Origin of the sequence: Cellulomonas sp. (assembly GCF_017744555.1) — a bacterium.
Lineage (GTDB): Bacteria > Actinomycetota > Actinomycetes > Actinomycetales > Cellulomonadaceae > Cellulomonas.
In genome coordinates this window covers 52,450-70,001 of sequence record NZ_JAGIBD010000009.1, presented here as the reverse complement: position 1 = coordinate 70,001, position 17,552 = coordinate 52,450, and the positions used below count along the sequence as shown (strand labels likewise).

The window sequence follows — 17,552 nt, the reverse complement described above, 5'->3', positions numbered from 1 at the left end:
CCCGTGCACCGGGGCGGGTGGCCGCCGGCGCGCTGCAGGTCGCGGGCCCCGAACCTGGGCGGCGGGGACGGTGACGGGCGTTGCCCGGGCGGTCGAGCACGCCGAGGACGGCGCCCGCGGGATGGCATGCTGTCCCGGTGAGCCGCGTCCCCCTCCGCCGGGCCTTCGCCGACCTCCCGCCCTACGTCCCCGGCGCCCGGGTCCCGGTCGGGGCCGCCGCGTACAAGCTCTCGTCGAACGAGAACCCGTACCCGCCGCTGCCGTCGGTCGTCGCGGCCGTCGCGGACGCCGCGGTGGATGTGAACCGCTACCCCGACATGTTCGCGACCGAGCTCACCGAGGCGATCGCGGCGTCGCTGCTCGTCGCCCCCGAGCAGGTCGTCACGGGGTGCGGGTCCGTCGCGGTGCTCGGGCACGTGCTGCAGGCCGTGTGCGAGAGCGGCGACGAGGTCGTCATGCCGTGGCGGTCGTTCGAGGCGTACCCCATCGCGATCACGCTCGCCGGTGCGGTCGGCGTCCCGGTGCCGGTCGGTGCCGACGGTCGTCTCGACCTGCCCGCGCTCGCGGCGGCCGTGACCCCGCGCACCCGCGTGATCCTCGTCTGCACGCCGAACAACCCCACGGGCCCGGCGGTGCACGCCGACGAGCTCGCCGAGCTGCTCGCGTCCGTGCCCAAGGACGTGCTGGTCGTGCTCGACGAGGCGTACGTCGAGTTCGTGCGCGACCCGGAGGCCGCCGACGGGCTCGCCGCGCTCGCGGAGCATGCGAACGTCGTGCTGCTGCGCACGTTCTCGAAGGCGTACGGGCTCGCCGGTCTGCGGGTCGGGTACGCCGTCGCACGGCCCCGGCTCGCGACGGGCATCCGCATGGCGTCGACCCCGTTCGGGGTCTCGCACGTCGCCCAGCTCGCCGCCCTCGCGTCGCTGCGCGCGGAGCGCGAGCTCATGACCCGTGTCGACAAGCTGGTCGTGGAGCGGACGCGGCTGCTCGACGGGCTGCGCGCCCAGGGCTGGACCGTGCCGGACAGCCAGGCCAACTTCGTGTGGCTCGCGCTCGGCGACCAGTCGTCGGCGTTCGCGGAGCGGTCCGCGCGGGCCGGTGTGCTGGTGCGTCCGTTCGCCGGCGACGGCGTGCGGATCAGCGTCGGGGAGCCCGAGGCCACCGACCTTCTGCTCGAGGTCGCGGCGGACTCCTCGCCGCGCTGACCTGCGACAACGCCTCGTACGACTCGTCCTCGCCGGCGTGCGAGCGGGTCTGCGCGTGCCTGCGGCGCCCCGCGGGGTGAGCCTGTAGGGACCCGACAACCCGGTTCGTCGAGCATTGTGCGTCCGGTTCCACAGAAACCTACGGTCGCGTAGCCTACGCTGACGTAGGTTCGCCCTTCCGGCCCCGTCGACGACGAAACGGGGGAGCGAGCCACCGACCGGCACCACCCCGGAGCGGCCCCGGCCGCGGCACGCGAAGGAGACCCGCGTGGGCACCACCGGCCACACCACCGGCCCGCTGACAGACGACGGACTCGTGCAGCTGCTCACCCCCGCAGGCGCGCGCACGTCCCACCCGGACTACGACGCCCGCGTCGCGCACCTCGACGCCGACGCGCTGCGCGGCCTGTACCGCGACATGGTCCTGGTCCGCCGGTTCGACACCGAGGCGACCGCCCTGCAGCGCCAGGGCGAGCTCGCCCTGTTCGCGCAGGGCCTCGGCCAGGAGGCCGCGCAGATCGGCTCCGGCCGGGCGCTCGCCGCCCAGGACCACGTGTTCCCGAGCTACCGCGAGCACGGGGTCGCGCACACGCGCGGCGTCGACCTCACGGAGGTGCTGCGGCTGTTCCGCGGCGTCGACCACGGCGGCTGGGACCCGGTGGGTCACGGCTTCCATCTCTACACGCTGGTCATCGGCTCGCACACGCTGCACGCCACCGGGTACGCGATGGGCGTCCAGCGCGACGGCGCGGTGGGCACGGGCGACCCGGACCGCGACACCGCGGTCGTCGTCTACTTCGGCGACGGCGCCACGTCGCAGGGTGACGTCAGCGAGGCGCTCGTCTTCGCGGCCGTGAACAACGCGCCGGTCGTCTTCTTCTGCCAGAACAACCAGTGGGCCATCTCGGAGCCGACGACGACGCAGGCGCGCGTGCCGCTCGCCGACCGCGGGCCGGGCTTCGGGGTGCCGTCGGTGCGGGTCGACGGCAACGACGTGCTCGCGACGTACGCCGTCACGGCCGAGGCGCTCGAGCGCGCACGCAGCGGCGGCGGCCCGACGTTCATCGAGGCGTTCACGTACCGGATGGGTGCGCACACCACGTCCGACGACCCGACCCGGTACCGCTCGTCGGCCGAGGAGGAGTCGTGGCGCCAGCGCGACCCCATCGACCGGCTGCGCACCCATCTCGAGGCGCGCGGCGAGCTGTCGACGGCGTTCGTCGAGGAGCTCGCGGCCGAGGCGGACGCGCTCGGCGAGCGGATCCGCACGACGGTGCGGGGGATGGGTCACCCGTCGCCCGCGTCGATGTTCGAGCACGTCTACGCGACGCCGCACTCGGTCGTGGAGGGCGAGCGGGCCTGGTTCGAGCAGTACGAGGCGTCGTTCGCCGACGGCGCCCGCACCGGCGAGGGGAGCCACCGATGAGCACCACGACCGACGTCGCGACCCCGCGCACGACCGAGACGCCCGGCGGCGTCCAGCGCCTCACGTTCGCCAAGGCGATCAATCTGGGCCTGCGCCGCGCGCTCGAGCAGGACGACAAGGTCCTGCTCATGGGTGAGGACATCGGCAAGCTCGGCGGCGTGTTCCGGGTGACCGACGGGCTGCAGAAGGACTTCGGAGCGCACCGGGTCGTCGACACCCCGCTCGCCGAGTCGGGGATCATCGGGACGGCGATCGGACTCGCGATGCGCGGCTACCGGTCGGTGTGCGAGATCCAGTTCGACGGGTTCATCTTCCCGGCGTTCGACCAGATCACGACCCAGCTCGCCAAGATGCACTACCGCTCGAAGGGCCGCATCACGCTGCCCGTCGTCATCCGCGTGCCGTTCGGCGGCGGCATCGGCGCCGTCGAGCACCACAGCGAGTCGCCCGAGGCGCTGTTCGCGCACACCGCGGGCCTGCGGGTCGTCAGCCCGTCGAGCCCCGTCGAGGCGTACACGATGATCCAGCAGGCCATCGCGTCGCCCGACCCCGTGCTGTTCTTCGAGCCGAAGGGCCGGTACTGGGAGAAGGGCGACGTCGACCTCGACGCGGCACCGTCCGGGCCGCTGCTCGACAAGGCGCGCATCGTCCGCGCGGGCACCGACGTCACGCTCGTCGCGTACGGCCCGACCGTGCAGACCGCGCTCAAGGCCGCCGACACCGCCGCCCAGGAGGGCACGAGCATCGAGGTCGTCGACCTGCGCGCGCTGTCGCCGCTGGACACCGCGACCGTCGCCGAGTCCGTGAGGCGGACCGGCCGCTGCGTCGTCGTGCACGAGGCACCCGTGCTGTACGGGACGGGTGCGGAGGTCGCCGCCCGGATCACCGAGGAGTGCTTCTTCCACCTCGAGGCCCCCGTGCTGCGCGTCGGCGGGTTCCACGCGCCCTACCCGGTCGCCAAGATCGAGCACGACTACCTGCCCGGGCTCGACCGGGTCCTCGACGCCGTCGACCGCGCACTCGCGTTCTGACGGCTCCTGCGCCGCCTCGCCACCACCCCCGGCGAGGCGGCGCAGGCTCCCTTCCCGCATGATCGATCGCAGCCCCCGAACGGCCGAGGAGACCGCACCGTGCCGACGTACCAGCAGTTCCCGCTCCCGGACGCCGGCGAGGGCCTGACCGAGGCCGAGATCGTCGCGTGGCACGTGGCCGTCGGCGACACCGTCGAGGTCAATCAGACGATCGTCGAGATCGAGACCGCGAAGTCGCTCGTGGACCTGCCGTGCCCGTGGAGCGGTGTCGTGAGCGCGATCCTCGTCGAGCCCGGTCAGACGGTCGACGTCGGCACCCCGATCATCGAGATCGACACGGACCCGACCGGCGCCGCGCCGGATGCCGGCGGCGACGTGGTGCGGGCCGAGCACGGTGGGGCCATCGAGCACGGGCACCGCGGGAACGGGCGGCACCAGGGCGTCGAGCCCGGGGGTGCCGACGAGATCGAGGCGGCCCGTGCGAGCTCGCCGACCCCTGTCGTCGCCACGGCACCCGCCGCCCACGAGGGCGGCCGCGCCGCGGCCGGGCTCGTCGAGCGCGCGCCGCAGCAGGAGGTCGCCGCGGGCCTCGCGGGCCACGGGCCGACCGACCCCCGCGAGGCCGCGGGTCTCACGGGGGCCGCGCCGGTCTCGACGGCGGCCGGTCTCGCGGCCGCTCCCGCGCGGGAGTCGGTGCTCGTGGGGTACGGCCTCGCGGACACCGGCGCGGGTCGCCGTCCGCGCGCCACCGAGCAGGCGGCCCCCACGACGGCCGCGACGCCGCCGTCGTCCCGCCACGCGCTCGCCAAGCCGCCGGTCCGCAAGCTCGCCCGCGAGCTCGGCGTCGACCTCGACTCGCTACACCCCACCGGCCCGGGCGGCATCGTCACGCGTGAGGACGTGCTCGAGCGCGCGGCGCAGGCGGAGGCCCGCACGCTCGCGACGTACCCGGGCGACGACGCGCCGTGGCTCGCGAGCGGCACCGTGTCGGTCGACGGCCGCCAGACGCGCGTCCCCGTGAAGTCGGTCCGCAAGCGGACCGCCGAGGCGATGGTGACGAGCGCGTTCACGGCGCCGCACGTGACCGTGTTCCAGACGGTCGACGTCACGCGCACCATGAAGCTCGTCGAGCGGCTGCGCGCCGACCGGGAGTTCGCGGACGTCCGGGTGACGCCGCTGCTCATCGCCGCGAAGGCCCTGATCCTCGCGGTCCGGCGTCACCCCGAGATCAACGCCAGCTGGGACGAGGGCGCGCAGGAGATCATCTACAAGCACTACGTGAACCTCGGCATCGCCGCCGCGACGCCCCGCGGGCTCGTGGTGCCGAACGTCAAGGACGCGCACCGCCTCGGGCTGCTCGACCTCGCGAAGGGCATCGCCGAGCTCACGTCGACCGCGCGTGCCGGCCGCACCAGCCCCGCCGACATGTCCGACGGCACCATCACGATCACCAACGTGGGCGTGTTCGGCATCGACACCGGCACGCCGATCCTCAACCCCGGCGAGGCCGGGATCCTCGCGTTCGGGGCCATCCGGCTGCAGCCGTGGGTGCACAAGGGCAAGGTCAAGCCGCGGCACGTCACGCAGCTCGCGCTGAGCTTCGACCACCGGCTCGTGGACGGCGAGCTCGGGTCGCGGGTGCTCGCGGACGTCGCGGCGACGCTCGCGGACCCGGCGCAGGGTCTCGTCTGGGGCTGACGCCCTCGACGCCCCCACGGGCGGGACGGCGCGGCACGGGTCAGGTGCGGGCCGGACGCTCCACCAGCAGGCCGACGACCCCGAGCACGACCGCCCCCGCCTCGGACACGGCCGCGAGCCACACCGGGATGCCGGTCCAGCGCTCGTGCACGCCGAAGAACCCGCTCGGCGTCGTCGAGATGACGAACGCGGCGAGCGTCGCGAGGCCGAACCCGATCGCGCCGACGAGCGGCAGCCAGTGCCGCCACACGAGCAGCAGGACGCCGAGCACGATCCCGCCGACCCCGTTGAGCAGGAACGCCGGGCCGACGACGGACAGGGCCTTCATGCCGCCGGCCCACAGGTCGAGGTGGACGACCGCGGAGAGCATGACGCACGCGGCCGCCAGCCCCCGGACCACGTCGGACACGGCCGTGGGGCCCGTGTGCCAGGTCGAGGTGGTGCGGCGCGTCGTCGTCGAGGTGGTCATGGGTCAGGCCTTTCCCGCGAGGACGGCACCGTTCGAGACGTGCACGTCGAAGGGCGGCAGCGGTGAGGGTGCGGGACCGCCGGTGTTCTTGCCCTCGAGGTCGTACGTCGAGCCGTGGCAGGGGCAGAGCAGCTGGTGGTCCTTGTCGTCGGGCGCGACGGTGCAGCCCTGGTGCGTGCAGATCGCGGACAGCCCGACGACGGTGCCGGCCTCGGGCTGCGTGAGGAGGATCGGGTTGCCGTCGGCGTCCTGCGCGGAGATCGCGCCGCCGACGGGGATGTCGGCGAGCTGAGCCAGCGCCCCGCCCGCCGCGGGTGCGGACGAGCCGGAGCCGCCGCCGTCGCCGGAGGTGCCCGACGAGCCGCCCGAGCTGCACGCCGCGAGCACGCCGGCGGCGGCGACACCCATGGTGGCCAGCCCGGCGCGGACCAGCACCTGACGGCGGTCGAGACAGCCCACGCAGTCGTGGCCGCCCGGAGGGTGAGGTGAATCGAAGGGATGTGCGTCGGTCGGCGTGCTCTCGGTCAGGGTCATGTCGGCCTCCTCGTCGACGGCACGGCGCCGTCACTGGAAGAAACGACGCCGACCCGGCCAGGGTTCACCCCGGACCGGGTCGGCGCGCGCGATGGTGCGCGTGTGGGGTGCCCGTCAGCCCGTGGGGTCCTGGACCGACTGCTCCGAGCGGGCCACGGCGTCCTGGTCGGCGTTCACGGCCGCGACCCCGCCGACGGCCGTCACGGCGACGGTCGCCGCGTCCGGGGCCTCGGGTGCGTCCTTCGCGGCGGCGTCGGCGCTGTCCTGCTGCATGCGCCCCTGGATGCCCGAGACGTTCCGCAGCGGCAGCTCGGGCAGCAGGAACGTGAGCACGACACCGACCGCCATGACGCACGCGGCGATGAGCAGCACGAGGTCGACGGAGTCGGAGAACCCGTCGAGGAACGGGCGGGCGAGCCGCGGGTCGAGGTTGTTGATGAACGACGAGTCGTCGAGCGACGGCACCGACCCGCCGGTGCCGTGCAGCATGTTCAGCACGGGCGCGTTCGCGGGGTCGGCCTGCACGGCGGGGTCGGCGACGGCCGCCTGGAACTCGGGTGTCTGCGCGAGGCGCTGGAACGCCCGCTGGATGTTGTCGCCGACGGTCGAGAACAGGATCGACAGGAACACCGCCGTGCCGAGCGTGCCGCCCATCTGCCGGAAGAACAGCGACGACGAGGTCGCGACGCCCATGTCCCGCACGGGCACGGCGTTCTGCACGGCGAGCACGAGCGGCTGCATCGTGAAGCCGAGCCCGAGCCCGAACAGGATCGAGATGCCGAAGATCGACGCGAACGACGAGTCGGTGCCGAGCTGCGCGAACAGCAGCGCGCCGACGGCCATGAGCGTGGTGCCGGCGACGGGGAACACCTTGTAGCGGCCGGTGCGCGACGTCGTCTGGCCCGCGATGACCGAGCCGGACATGATCCCGACGGTGAACGGGATGAGCGTGAGGCCGGCCTGCGTCGGCGTCTGGCCCTTGACGATCTGCAGGTAGAGCGGCAGCGTCGCGAGGCCGCCGAACATGCCGAGGCCGATGATCGTGTTCGCGCCCGCGCCGACGGAGAACGTGCGGTTGCGGAACAGGTACAGCGGCAGGATCGCGTCCGCCTTGGCGTACCGCTCGGCGAGCAGGAACAGCGCGACGCCGAGCACGCCGATCGCGTAGCAGCTGATCGAGCGGGTCGACGTCCAGCCCCACAGGCGGCCCTGCTCGGCGACGACGAGGAGCGGCACGAGCGCGACGACGAGCGCGAGCGCGCCCGGCCAGTCGATGCGGTGCTCGACCTTGCGCAGCGGCGGCAGGTGCAGGACGCGCGCGATGACGATGATCGCGACGATGCCGATCGGCACGTTGATGAGGAAGACCCAACGCCAGCCGGTGATCCCGAGGATCGTGTCCGCGCCCGCGAAGAACCCGCCGATGACCGGCCCGAGCACCGACGACGTGCCGAACACCGCGAGGAAGTACGCCTGGTAGCGGGCGCGCTCACGGGGAGCGACGAGGTCGCCGAGGATCGTGATGGCGAGCGCCATGAGACCACCCGCGCCGAGGCCCTGGATGCCGCGGTACACGGCGAGCTGGTACATCGAGTCGGCGGTCCCGGACAGCAGCGAGCCGACGACGAACAGCGAGATCGCGAGCATGTAGAACGGCTTGCGGCCGTAGACGTCCGAGAGCTTGCCGTACAGCGGTGTCGAGATCGTCGCCGTGAGCAGGTACGCGGTCGTGACCCACGCCTGCAGCGACAGACCGTTGAGGTCGTCGCCGATGGTCCGGATCGATGTCGCGACGATCGTCTGGTCGAGCGCCGCGAGGAACATGCCGATCATCAGGCCGCCGAGGATCGTGACGATCTCGCGGTGCGTCGGCGGCGTGAACGCGGCCTGCTCGTCGTCGGGGCGGGTGACGGTGGGGCTACTCTGCTGCGACATCGGGCCTTCTCGTTCGTCGTGCGAGGGGGATGTGGTGCGGGCGGGGCGAGGCCGCAGGTCACGGCGATGGTGCGGACACGTGCTGGAGGGTGCTCCGAGGGCGGACGCTACGGGACGGGTGCGACACGACGCAGCGTGAATCCCGAGCAGACCACCTGTGTCTGCAACATGCAGGGGTATCAGATGTGTTCCCCGTCACTCCTGCGTCCCGTGACCTCGCAGCGCCCGGACGAATCGGTTCAGGGGGACGGGGGTGCGTGCGACGGCGACTACCGTGGCGGGGTGCCCTCGCCGACCTCCGGACCGCTGCGCCTCGTGCGCGCGACCGTGGTCGCCCTCGTCGTCGTGGCCCTCGCGGGCCTGGCGCACGTGCTGGGCGGAGGCGAGCTGCCACCCGCCGTCGTCGTCGCCGCGCTGACCGCGCTGGTGCTCGCCTGCACCGCCGTGCTGACCGCGAGGCGGATCGGCTCCGAGGTCGCGATGGTCGCTCTCGGCGCCGGCCAGCTCGTGCTGCACCGGGCGTTCGAGGCCTTCGCGACGACGACCTGCGCGGGCGTGCCCGTCGCGTCCGGGGGACACGCACACCACGCCGACCACGCGGCGGCGCTGGTGGCGTCGTGCGCCCCGAGCGCGGCACACGGCTCCGGCGGCGTGATGCTCGGCGGGTCCGCCATGCTCGTCACGCACGTCGTCGCGACCGTCGCCGCCGCCCTGGTGATCGCGGGCGCCGACCGGGCCCTCGCGTGGCTCGTCGTCTGGCTGCGGCCCGTCGCCGGCGCACCCTCGACCCCCGTCGTGCCCGCGCTCGGCGCCCTGCCCGTGGCCGTCGCGGACGTGTCGCTCGCCCCCCAGACGTGGCGGGGCGTCGTGCCTCGGCGTGGTCCACCCGCGTGGCACACGCCCGTCGCCCCCTGACACCCACGTCCGTCCGCAGGTCGCTGCAGCAGGGTCGCGTCGGCGCGCCCGACGACACCCGCACACCGACGCCACGTCGGCGTCGACCTGCCCCGAAGGACGACCCCATGCCCTCCCGCATCCCCACCCGTGCGACCCTCGCCCTCGCAGCGGCGGCCGCGCTCACCCTCCTGCCGACCGCCGCGCAGGCCCACGTCCGCGTCGTCCCCGAGTCGACGACCGCCGGCGGCTGGACGGTCCTCACGTTCCGCGTGCCGACCGAGTCGGACACGGCGTCGACGACGTCCGTCACGGTCGACCTGCCGCTCGGCACCCCGCTCGCGCACGTCGCCACGAAGCAGGTCCCCGGGTGGACCGCCACGGTCGTGGAGGCCGACCTGCCCGAGCCCGTCGACCTGCACGGCACGACGCTCACGCGGGCGCCCGCGCACGTCACGTGGACCGCCGACCCGGGCTCCGAGATCGCACCCGGCGAGTTCCAGGAGTTCGCGCTCCAGGTCGGGCCGCTCCCCGACGCCGGCACCGCGCTCGTGCTGCCCGCGCACCAGTCCTACTCCGACGGGACGGTCGTCGACTGGGACGACGCACCGGTCGCCGGGGGCGAGGAGCCCGAGAGCCCGGCGCCCGCCTTCACGACGACCGCCGACGAGGAGGGGGCGCCGGACGTCGCACCCGTGGCGGCGACCACGTCCGAGGCGCACCCGGCAGCCGAGCCCGACGACCTCGGCCGCGTCCTCGGCGCCGCCGGCCTCGGCCTCGGGATCGTCGCGCTCGTCGTGGCCCTCGTCGCCGCGCGCCGTCGCGGGAGCGCCGCGTGAGGCGCGTGCTCCGGGCGGCCGCCGTCGTGCTGCTCGTCGCGGCGGCCGGGCTCGCGGGTGCGTCGACGGCCCAGGCGCACGACGCGCTCGTCGGCACCAACCCCGCCGACGGGTCGACCGTCGACGTGCCCCCGCACCACGTCACGCTCACGTTCACGGAGCCGGCCGTCGCGATCGGCACCGAGGTCGTCGTCACCGGTCCCGACGGGACGGTCGCGAGCACCGGGCCGGCCGAGCTCGTCGACAAGGACGTCCACCAGTACCTGCTCGAGGAGCTGCCGAAGGGGCTCTACACCGTGCAGTGGCGGGTCACGTCGCAGGACGGGCACGCCGTGGACGGGACGTTCACGTTCACCGCCGCCAACGCGATCGGGCTCCCGCGCGACGCCACCGCGGTGCCGGTCGAGACGGCGGCGCCCACCGCCGAGCCGACGCCCGAGGCGGCCACCCCGACGCCCAGTGCGACGCCGGTGGCGGCGCCCTCGCCCGACGACCAGGCCGTCTCGCCCGGCGTGCTGAGCGGAATCGGCGCGGCCCTGGTGGTCATCGGCGCCGTTGTTGCGTGGCTTCTGCTGCGGCGCCCGGCGGCGGCCGGGGCTGCACCGGGCGCGACGCCCGGCCCCCCGGCGGGACCGGGCGGCGCCGGCGCCACCGGGCCGGGTCGGGACGCGCGTCCGGACGACCTACCCTGATCCGATGAGCACCGGCGGCACGAGCACGGCGGCCGGCCGGACGCCGGGTCCCTGGCGCGTCGCCGCGCTCGCGGTCGGCGCGGCCGTCGCGGCGGTCCTGGGCGTGGCGTTCTCGGGCGCGGTCCTGCCGGCGGTCGTGCGCGACCCCGGGGCGCTCGTCCGCTGGGGGCTGCCGCTCTCGTCGACCCTGGCGGAGCTCGCCGGCGCCGTGACGCTCGGCGCGCTCGTGCTGGCCGTAGGGGTGCTGCCGCGCGTCGACGCCACCGCCCGCACGGGTCGCCGGCCCGGCCGCGCGCGCACCGACGGGATCGGGACCGCGGTCGGCACCGCGTACCCGCGCAGCACGGTCGTCGCCGCGGCGGCCGCCGGCACGTGGACGGTCCTGTCGATCGTGCACCTCGTGCTCGTCTACGCGAACGTCGCGGGCCGGCCGTTGGACACCCCGTCGTTCGGCCAGGAGCTCGGCGTCTTCGTCACGCAGATCGACCTCGGGCGGACCCTGCTGCTCGTCACGACGGTCGCCGCGGTGGTCACGGCCCTCGCGCTCGTCGTCGCGGCGCCCACCGGCGCGGCGTGGACGGCGCTCGTCGTGCTCGTCGCGCTGTGGCAGCAGGCCCAGCTCGGGCACGCCGCCGGGGCGAGCGGGCACGACATCGCGACGTCGTCGATGGTCGTGCACCTGGTCGGCGCGGCCGTGTGGATCGGCGGGCTCGCGGCGCTCGCGCTGCTGGTGCGGCGCATCGGCACGGACCTGTCGGCGTCGGTCGCGCGGTACTCGGTGGTCGCGGGCTGGTGCTTCGTCGCGATCGCGGTGTCCGGGCTGGTCAACGGCATGCTGCGCGTCGACACGTGGGCCGACCTCACCACTGCGTACGGGGTGCTGCTGCTCGCCAAGGTCGCGCTGTTCGGGGTGCTCGGGCTGCTCGGCCTGGCGCACCGGCGGTCTGTCGTGCCCCGGCTCGCGGGCGGGTCGGACCCGGCGACGCGCGGCGGCCCGCTGTTCTGGCGGCTCGTGCTCGTCGAGCTCGCGGTCATGGGGGCGGTGTCCGGCGTCGCCGTCGCGCTCGGCCAGACCGCCCCGCCGGTCCCCGAGACGGCCCCCGCCGACCCGTCGCCCGCCTACCAGCTCACCGGCCACCCGCTGCCGCCCGAGCCGACGATGCTGCGCTGGCTCACCGAGTGGCGCTGGGACCTCGTCCTCGCGTTCGCTGCGGGTGCGGGGCTCGTCGTGTACTGGCGGTGGGTGCTGCGGCTGCGGCGTCGCGGCGACTCCTGGTCGTGGGCGAGGGCGGCGTCGTGGACCACCGGCATGGCGTTGTTCACGTGGGCGACGAACGGCGGCCCGAACCTCTACGGCCACGTCCTGTTCAGCGCCCACATGCTGCAGCACATGGTGCTCGCGATGGTCGTGCCGATCTTCGTCGCGCTCTCCGCACCCGTCACGCTCGCCCTGCGCGCGCTGCCCGTGCGGTCCACGCGGCTGCACGACGACGTCTCGCGCGGCCCCCGCGAGTGGATCCTCGTGCTGGTGCACAGCCGCGTCGGCACGTTCCTCGCGCACCCCGTCGTCGCGGCGGCGAACTTCGTCGTGTCGATGATCCTCTTCTACTACACGGGTCTGTTCGAGTGGTCGCTGCGCAGCCCCGTCGGGCACCTCGCGATGGTCGTGCACTTCACGGCGGTCGGGTACCTGTTCGTCAACGCGCTCGTCGGCATCGACCCCGGCCCTCGACGGCTCGCCTACCCCCAGCGGCTGCTGCTGCTGTTCGCGACGATGGCGTTCCACGCGTTCTTCGGCGTCTCGCTCGTCAGCGGCGACGTGCTCCTCGTCGCCGACTGGTTCGGCCTCATGGGCCGACCGTGGGGGCCGTCCGCGATCGCCGACCAGCAGGCCGGGGGCGGCATCACGTGGGGCATCGGCGAGATCCCGACGCTCGCGCTCGCCATCGGCGTCGCGGTCGCGTGGGCCCGGGACGACGAGCGGACCGCCCGCCGCCGCGACCGCCGCGTCGACCGCGAGGGCGACCTCGAGATGGACGAGTACAACGCGATGCTCGCGGGCCTCGCGGCCCAGGACGCGAAGACCCCCTCGCCGGGCCCTCGGACGGGGCACACCCACCCGTAGCCGCACGCCTGGCCCTCGAGTTCGTGAGCTGCAGTCGACTTCGGCAGGGACAACCCACGAACTCGCCTCGGGCCTACGAACTCGTCGAGCGGGGCGGAGCTGCAGAACGGTGGGCCGGCGCGAAGGGTCCCGCGGGGCGTGATGGGATGGGGCGGTGAGCGACGACGCGACGACCACGCCCTTCCACGACCTTGACGACTACGTGGCGATCCCGCGGATGTCCGGCCTGGTGCTGTCCCCGGACGGAACCCGCCTGGTCACCGCGGTGGCGACCCTCGACAGCAAGAAGACGAAGTACGTCACCGCCCTGTGGGAGGTGGACCCGGCGGGCGAGCGACCCGCACGACGGCTGACCCGCAGTGCGAAGGGCGAGGCCAGCGCCGCGTTCACCCCGGCCGGGGACCTGCTGTTCACGAGCGCCCGCCCCGACCCGGACGCGACGGACGCCGACGACGAGCCCCGCCCGGCGCTGTGGCTGCTGCCGGCCGACGGCGCGGAGGCGAGGGTGGTCGCGACCCGGACGGCCGGGGTCGGCGGGGTGCAGGTCGCGGCCGACGCGCCCGTGCTGCTCGTCCAGTCGGACGTGCTGCCGTCCGCGACGGACGCCGAGTCCGACGACCGGATCCGCAAGGAGCGCAAGGACAAGAAGGTCGCCGCGATCCTCCATGACTCCTACCCGGTCCGGTACTGGGACCACGATCTCGGCCCCGACAGCCCGCACCTGTTCACCGCCGAGATCGGCACCGAGGTCGTCGCGCCGCTCGCCGGCGCCACGGACCCGCGGCTCACGCTGCACGACGCGACACCCGACGCCCGCGCCGCGCTCGTCGAGCAGCACGCCGCGATCAGCCCCGACGGGCGCACGCTCGTCACCGGCTGGACGCTCCCGCTCGCGCGCGGCGACCAGCGCTCGCGGCTCGTCGCGGTCGACGTCGCGACGGGGGAGCGGCGCACGCTCGTGGACGACGAGGGCGCCGACCTGGGCAGCCCCGTGATCAGCCCCGACGGCCGGTGGGTCGCGTACAGCCGCGAGACGATCTCGACGCCGCACCAGGCCCCCCGCGTCGAGCTGTGGGTCGTGCCGCTCACGGGCGGCGAGCCGACGCGGCTCGGGGAGGGCTGGGACCGCTGGCCGCACAGCCCCGTCTGGCTCCGGGACTCCGGGGCGGTGCTCGTGGTCGCGGACGACGACGGCCGCGCCCCGGTGTTCCGCATCGACGTGCCGACAGGCGCTGTCACCCGCCTGACCAGCGACGACGCCGCGTTCTCGGATGTGCAGGTCAGCCCGGACGGGCGCACGGCGTACGCGCTGCGCACGTCGTACGCGGCACCGTCGCACCCCGTGCGCATCGACCTCGCGGAGGCGGCCGAGACGGGCGCGCCGGTGGCTGCGACGCCGCTCGTGTCGCCCGTCGCGGAGCTGCCGCTGCCGGGGACGCTCACGGAGGTCGAGACCACCATGGACGACGGCCGCCGCGTGCGCGCCTGGCTCGCGCTGCCGCACGGCGCGGGCGCGCAGGACCCGGCCCCGCTGCTGCTGTGGATCCACGGCGGTCCGCTCGGCTCGTGGAACGCGTGGTCGTGGCGGTGGAACCCGTGGAACCTGGTCGCGCTCGGGTACGCGGTCCTGCTGCCCGACCCCGCGCTGTCGACGGGCTACGGGCAGGACTTCGTGCAGGCCGGCTGGGGTGCGTGGGGGGCCGCGCCGTTCACGGACCTCATGGCGATCACCGACGTGACGGTGGCGCGGGACGACATCGACGAGACCCGCACGGCGGCGATGGGCGGCTCGTTCGGCGGGTACATGGCGAACTGGGTCGCCGGGCACACCGACCGGTTCCGGGCGATCGTCACGCACGCGAGCCTGTGGGCGCTCGACGAGTTCGGCCCGACGACCGATGCGGCCTTCTACTGGGGCCGCGAGATGACGGACCAGATGGCGCTCGACAACTCGCCGCACAGGTTCGTCGACCGCATCGTCACGCCGATGCTCGTGGTGCACGGCGACAAGGACTACCGCGTGCCGATCGGCGAGGGCCTGCGCCTCTGGTACGAGCTGCTCGCCAAGTCGGGCCTGCCCGCCGACGACGAGGGACGCAGCCCGCACCGGTTCCTGTACTTCCCCGACGAGAACCACTGGGTGCTGACCCCGCAGCACGCGGTCGTCTGGTACCGCACCGTCGAGGCGTTCCTCGCGGAGCACGTGCTCGACGGCGCCTCGAAGGGGTACCCGGACGTGCTCGGCTGACCGTCTCGAAATGCGCGATGCTTCTACTCGCGCGAGACTCCCCTGTCAAGAGTCGAACACGACCGGTTCGGCCCGACGGAAGGAGCCCAGCATGGGTATCGGAGGCGGCATCGCCCTCCTCGTCATCGGCGCGGTCCTCGCGTTCGGTGTCCGGGACAGCATCGACGCGATCGATCTCACGATGATCGGGTACATCTGCATGGGCGCCGGTGCGCTCGCGCTGATCCTCGCGCTCATCGTGAACGCCCAGCGCAGCAACACGTCGCACCGTGAGGTCATCGACCAGCGCGTCGCCCCGACCGCTGTGCCGACCGCGACGGCCGTTCCCACCACGCAGGCCCCGGCGGCCCCGGTGCAGCAGGTGCCCGTGCAGCCGGTGCGCGAGGTGCCGGTGCAGCAGCAGAACCCGCCGCAGGCCCCGCCCGCGGTCTGACCGGCTCGGCCAGGTGCCCCGGTGGTCCATGGACCGCCGGGGCACCTGCACGTCAGCGCGAGGTCAGTCCCGACGGGCCTCCTCGACGAGCACCGCGGCGAGGTCGGCGGGCCGGGAGAACATCGCCCAGTGGCCCGTCGGCAGGTCCACGTACGTGACGTCGTACCGGCCCAGCTCGGTGTGGAACGGCGGGCCGCCGTGGGCCATCGGGTGCAGCACCTGCGACGGCAGGCTCGTGCACACGGCCGTCACGGGCACGCCGAACCTCCGTGGGTCGCCCACGTGCACGGGCTCGCGCGCGACGGCGGCGGGATGCGGGACGGCGAGCCGCCGGAACCGCTCGAGCCCCGCGTCGTCGATCCCCTCGATGCTGCTGCCGGCCGCCTGCATCTCGTCCCACGACGGCAGGTCGAGCGCCACGACGTCGGCGGGCAGGTCGGGCGCGAGCGAGGCGCCGTCCTCGAGCGGGCCGGTGTCGAGGAACACGGCCCGACGCACCCGGTCGGGCCGCCGGTCGAGCACCTCACCCAGCACCGCGCCGCCGCCGCTGTGCCCGACCACGACGACGTCGCCGTCGAGACCGTCGAGCACGTCGGTCACGGCTCTCGTGTGGTCCGCGCGGCGCACGGCCGCGACGTCGTCGCCCGGGGCCAGACCCGGCAGCGTCACGGGCACGGGGTCGAGGCCCGCCGCCCGGAGCGGGTCCAGGACGTCGTCCCAGGCCCATGCGCCCAGCCAGAACCCCGGGACCAGCACGATGTGCGTCATCCCGACACCCTCTCGTGGACCACCGACACGGACCCGGCACGGACCCGACACGGACCCGGCACCGACCCGGCACCGACCCCGAAGACGGACGAGACACGTCTCCCGGACCTCCCGCGCGTGTCGGTGTCGCACGGCAGACTGGCCCGCGACCGGGAGGAACCGGTCGGGAACGAGCAGGGGGAACGGATGGACAAGAGCAAGGCGCGTGAGCTGAAGGCTCAGGCGGTGGACTACGCACGCGAGCTGGCGGAGCGGACGGTGCGCCCGTCGGAGCTGCGCACGGCGGACACCGGCTACGAGCCGCCGCTCGCTGTGGGCCTCGCGCCACAGCCGGACGGCTCGTACGCGCTCGCCGTGCGCTACCGGCTGGGCGTGCCGAGCGTGCGCAGCATCGCGCGCAAGGTCGTCGAGCAGGCCGGCCCGACGGTCGACGTGCGGCGCACGGGCCGCATCCGCACGCTCGGCCCCACCACGGGGACGGACGCCGCGGACGGCACCGACCGTGTGCGCCCGCGTCCGCCGGTCATCACCGCCCGGTCGCTCGGCGAGACGGGCCGGGTGCGCCCGCTGCGTCCGGGGGTGTCGATCGCCAACGTCGCCGTCACCGCGGGGACGCTCGGCGCGTTCGTCGAGGTGGAGGGTGCCGTGCACGCCCTGTCGAACTACCACGTGCTGGCCGGCTCGCCGAGGGCCAAGATCGGCGACGTCGTGGTCCAGCCCGGGCCGGCCGACGGCGGACGCGCCCCGCGGGACCGGGTCGGCACGCTGGCCGCGCGCTCGGAGCTTGTGCCGGGGCAGACCGCGACGGTCGACGCCGCGATCGCGCTGCTCGACGACCCGGAGGTCGACGCGACGTACCCTGTCGGCCGGATCACGACGACTGCGGTCGCCGTCGGCGGCGAGGTCGTCGGCAAGATCGGGCGGACGACGGCCGTGACCACCGGTCGCGTGTCGGCGATCGAGGTCGACGGTGTCGTCGTCGGGTACGGCCGGGACCTCGGCGAGCTGAGCTTCGACGACCAGATCGAGGTCGAGGGTCTGGGGTCCGAGCCGTTCTCGCGTGGCGGCGACTCGGGGTCGCTCGTGTACCGCGAGGACGGGGTCGCGATCGGGTTGCTCTTTGCCGGTTCGGAGACCGGGGGCGACAATGGGACAGGGCTGACGTACCTCAACCCGATCGATGCCGTCCTGGACGCCTTCGGCGCCACCCTCGTCCGCTGAGTCGCACCGAGTCTCGTCGGGCCCCGTGGCCAGG

At 74.3% G+C, this 17,552-nt stretch carries 15 protein-coding genes; 11 read left to right on the top strand and 4 right to left on the bottom strand.

The annotated features are described in order from the left end of the window. Window positions 1-137: 137 nt before the first annotated feature. The 4 genes from hisC (at window position 138) to J7523_RS08140 (ending at window position 5,360) form a co-directional block, all read left to right on the top strand. A complete protein-coding gene (gene hisC / locus J7523_RS08155) occupies window positions 138-1,205 on the top strand; it encodes a histidinol-phosphate transaminase (protein WP_291884696.1) in 1,068 nt (355 codons plus the stop codon). A gap of 268 nt (window positions 1,206-1,473) precedes the next feature. Then, complete coding sequence (gene pdhA, locus J7523_RS08150; protein WP_291884694.1) at window positions 1,474-2,631, top strand: pyruvate dehydrogenase (acetyl-transferring) E1 component subunit alpha; 1,158 nt, start codon at window positions 1,474-1,476, stop codon at window positions 2,629-2,631. Continuing rightward, window positions 2,628-3,662 carry an alpha-ketoacid dehydrogenase subunit beta gene (locus J7523_RS08145; RefSeq protein WP_291884692.1) on the top strand — a complete coding sequence of 345 codons (1,035 nt, stop codon included), beginning with the start codon at window positions 2,628-2,630 and terminating at the stop codon, window positions 3,660-3,662. The genes pdhA and J7523_RS08145 overlap by 4 nt, the downstream gene beginning before the upstream one ends. 99 nt (window positions 3,663-3,761) lie before the next feature. Next, a complete protein-coding gene (locus tag J7523_RS08140; RefSeq protein WP_291884690.1) occupies window positions 3,762-5,360 on the top strand; it encodes a dihydrolipoamide acetyltransferase family protein in 1,599 nt (532 codons plus the stop codon). A 40-nt stretch (window positions 5,361-5,400) separates the two neighbouring features. On the opposite strand, the gene J7523_RS08135 is transcribed toward J7523_RS08140, so the two are convergent. The 3 genes from J7523_RS08135 to J7523_RS08125 all read right to left on the bottom strand — a co-directional run bounded on the left by J7523_RS08135 (window position 5,401) and on the right by J7523_RS08125 (window position 8,298). Continuing rightward, window positions 5,401-5,829, bottom strand: a complete 429-nt coding sequence (locus J7523_RS08135; protein WP_291884688.1) for a hypothetical protein — start codon at window positions 5,827-5,829, stop codon at window positions 5,401-5,403. Between the two features lie 3 nt (window positions 5,830-5,832). Beyond that, on the bottom strand, window positions 5,833-6,288 hold the full coding sequence (locus J7523_RS08130) for a Rieske (2Fe-2S) protein (protein WP_291884687.1): 456 nt from the start codon (window positions 6,286-6,288) through the stop codon (window positions 5,833-5,835). A gap of 189 nt (window positions 6,289-6,477) precedes the next feature. Beyond that, window positions 6,478-8,298, bottom strand: a complete 1,821-nt coding sequence (locus tag J7523_RS08125) for an MDR family MFS transporter (protein WP_291884685.1) — start codon at window positions 8,296-8,298, stop codon at window positions 6,478-6,480. A 282-nt stretch (window positions 8,299-8,580) separates the two neighbouring features. On the opposite strand from J7523_RS08125, the gene J7523_RS08120 reads away from it, so the two are divergent. The 6 genes from J7523_RS08120 to J7523_RS08095 all read left to right on the top strand — a co-directional run bounded on the left by J7523_RS08120 (window position 8,581) and on the right by J7523_RS08095 (window position 15,529). After that, window positions 8,581-9,213, top strand: a complete 633-nt coding sequence (locus J7523_RS08120) for a hypothetical protein (RefSeq protein ID WP_291884683.1) — start codon at window positions 8,581-8,583, stop codon at window positions 9,211-9,213. 107 nt (window positions 9,214-9,320) lie between these two features. Next, on the top strand, window positions 9,321-10,031 hold the full coding sequence (locus J7523_RS08115) for a YcnI family protein (RefSeq protein ID WP_291884681.1): 711 nt from the start codon (window positions 9,321-9,323) through the stop codon (window positions 10,029-10,031). Beyond that, window positions 10,028-10,723 carry a copper resistance CopC family protein gene (locus J7523_RS08110; protein ID WP_291884680.1) on the top strand — a complete coding sequence of 232 codons (696 nt, stop codon included), beginning with the start codon at window positions 10,028-10,030 and terminating at the stop codon, window positions 10,721-10,723. Before J7523_RS08115 ends, J7523_RS08110 begins: the two co-directional genes overlap by 4 nt. Before the next feature lie 4 nt (window positions 10,724-10,727). Further along, window positions 10,728-12,848 (top strand): cytochrome c oxidase assembly protein, encoded by a 2,121-nt coding sequence (locus tag J7523_RS08105; RefSeq protein WP_291884677.1) that lies wholly within the window; start codon window positions 10,728-10,730, stop codon window positions 12,846-12,848. 217 nt (window positions 12,849-13,065) lie between these two features. After that, window positions 13,066-15,096 carry an alpha/beta fold hydrolase gene (locus J7523_RS08100; protein ID WP_291884850.1) on the top strand — a complete coding sequence of 677 codons (2,031 nt, stop codon included), beginning with the start codon at window positions 13,066-13,068 and terminating at the stop codon, window positions 15,094-15,096. A 91-nt stretch (window positions 15,097-15,187) separates the two neighbouring features. After that, on the top strand, window positions 15,188-15,529 hold the full coding sequence (locus J7523_RS08095; RefSeq protein WP_291884674.1) for a DUF6458 family protein: 342 nt from the start codon (window positions 15,188-15,190) through the stop codon (window positions 15,527-15,529). A gap of 63 nt (window positions 15,530-15,592) precedes the next feature. Here J7523_RS08095 and J7523_RS08090 read toward each other — a convergent pair whose 3' ends face one another. Next, entirely contained in the window at window positions 15,593-16,297 is a 705-nt protein-coding gene (locus tag J7523_RS08090) for an alpha/beta fold hydrolase (protein WP_291884671.1), read from the bottom strand. A gap of 186 nt (window positions 16,298-16,483) precedes the next feature. Between J7523_RS08090 and J7523_RS08085 the strand changes: the two genes are divergently transcribed. Beyond that, window positions 16,484-17,518 (top strand): hypothetical protein, encoded by a 1,035-nt coding sequence (locus J7523_RS08085; protein ID WP_291884668.1) that lies wholly within the window; start codon window positions 16,484-16,486, stop codon window positions 17,516-17,518. Window positions 17,519-17,552: the final 34 nt, after the last annotated feature.

Coding starts and splice junctions, on each gene's coding strand:
- J7523_RS08115 (WP_291884681.1), top strand. CDS start 9,321: ATGCCCTCCCGCATCCCCACCCGTGCGACCCTCGCCCTCGCAGCGGCG.
- J7523_RS08125 (WP_291884685.1), bottom strand. CDS start 8,298: ATGTCGCAGCAGAGTAGCCCCACCGTCACCCGCCCCGACGACGAGCAG.
- J7523_RS08135 (WP_291884688.1), bottom strand. CDS start 5,829: ATGACCACCTCGACGACGACGCGCCGCACCACCTCGACCTGGCACACG.
- J7523_RS08095 (WP_291884674.1), top strand. CDS start 15,188: ATGGGTATCGGAGGCGGCATCGCCCTCCTCGTCATCGGCGCGGTCCTC.
- J7523_RS08105 (WP_291884677.1), top strand. CDS start 10,728: ATGAGCACCGGCGGCACGAGCACGGCGGCCGGCCGGACGCCGGGTCCC.
- J7523_RS08100 (WP_291884850.1), top strand. CDS start 13,066: ATGTCCGGCCTGGTGCTGTCCCCGGACGGAACCCGCCTGGTCACCGCG.
- J7523_RS08090 (WP_291884671.1), bottom strand. CDS start 16,297: ATGACGCACATCGTGCTGGTCCCGGGGTTCTGGCTGGGCGCATGGGCC.
- J7523_RS08145 (WP_291884692.1), top strand. CDS start 2,628: ATGAGCACCACGACCGACGTCGCGACCCCGCGCACGACCGAGACGCCC.
- J7523_RS08085 (WP_291884668.1), top strand. CDS start 16,484: ATGGACAAGAGCAAGGCGCGTGAGCTGAAGGCTCAGGCGGTGGACTAC.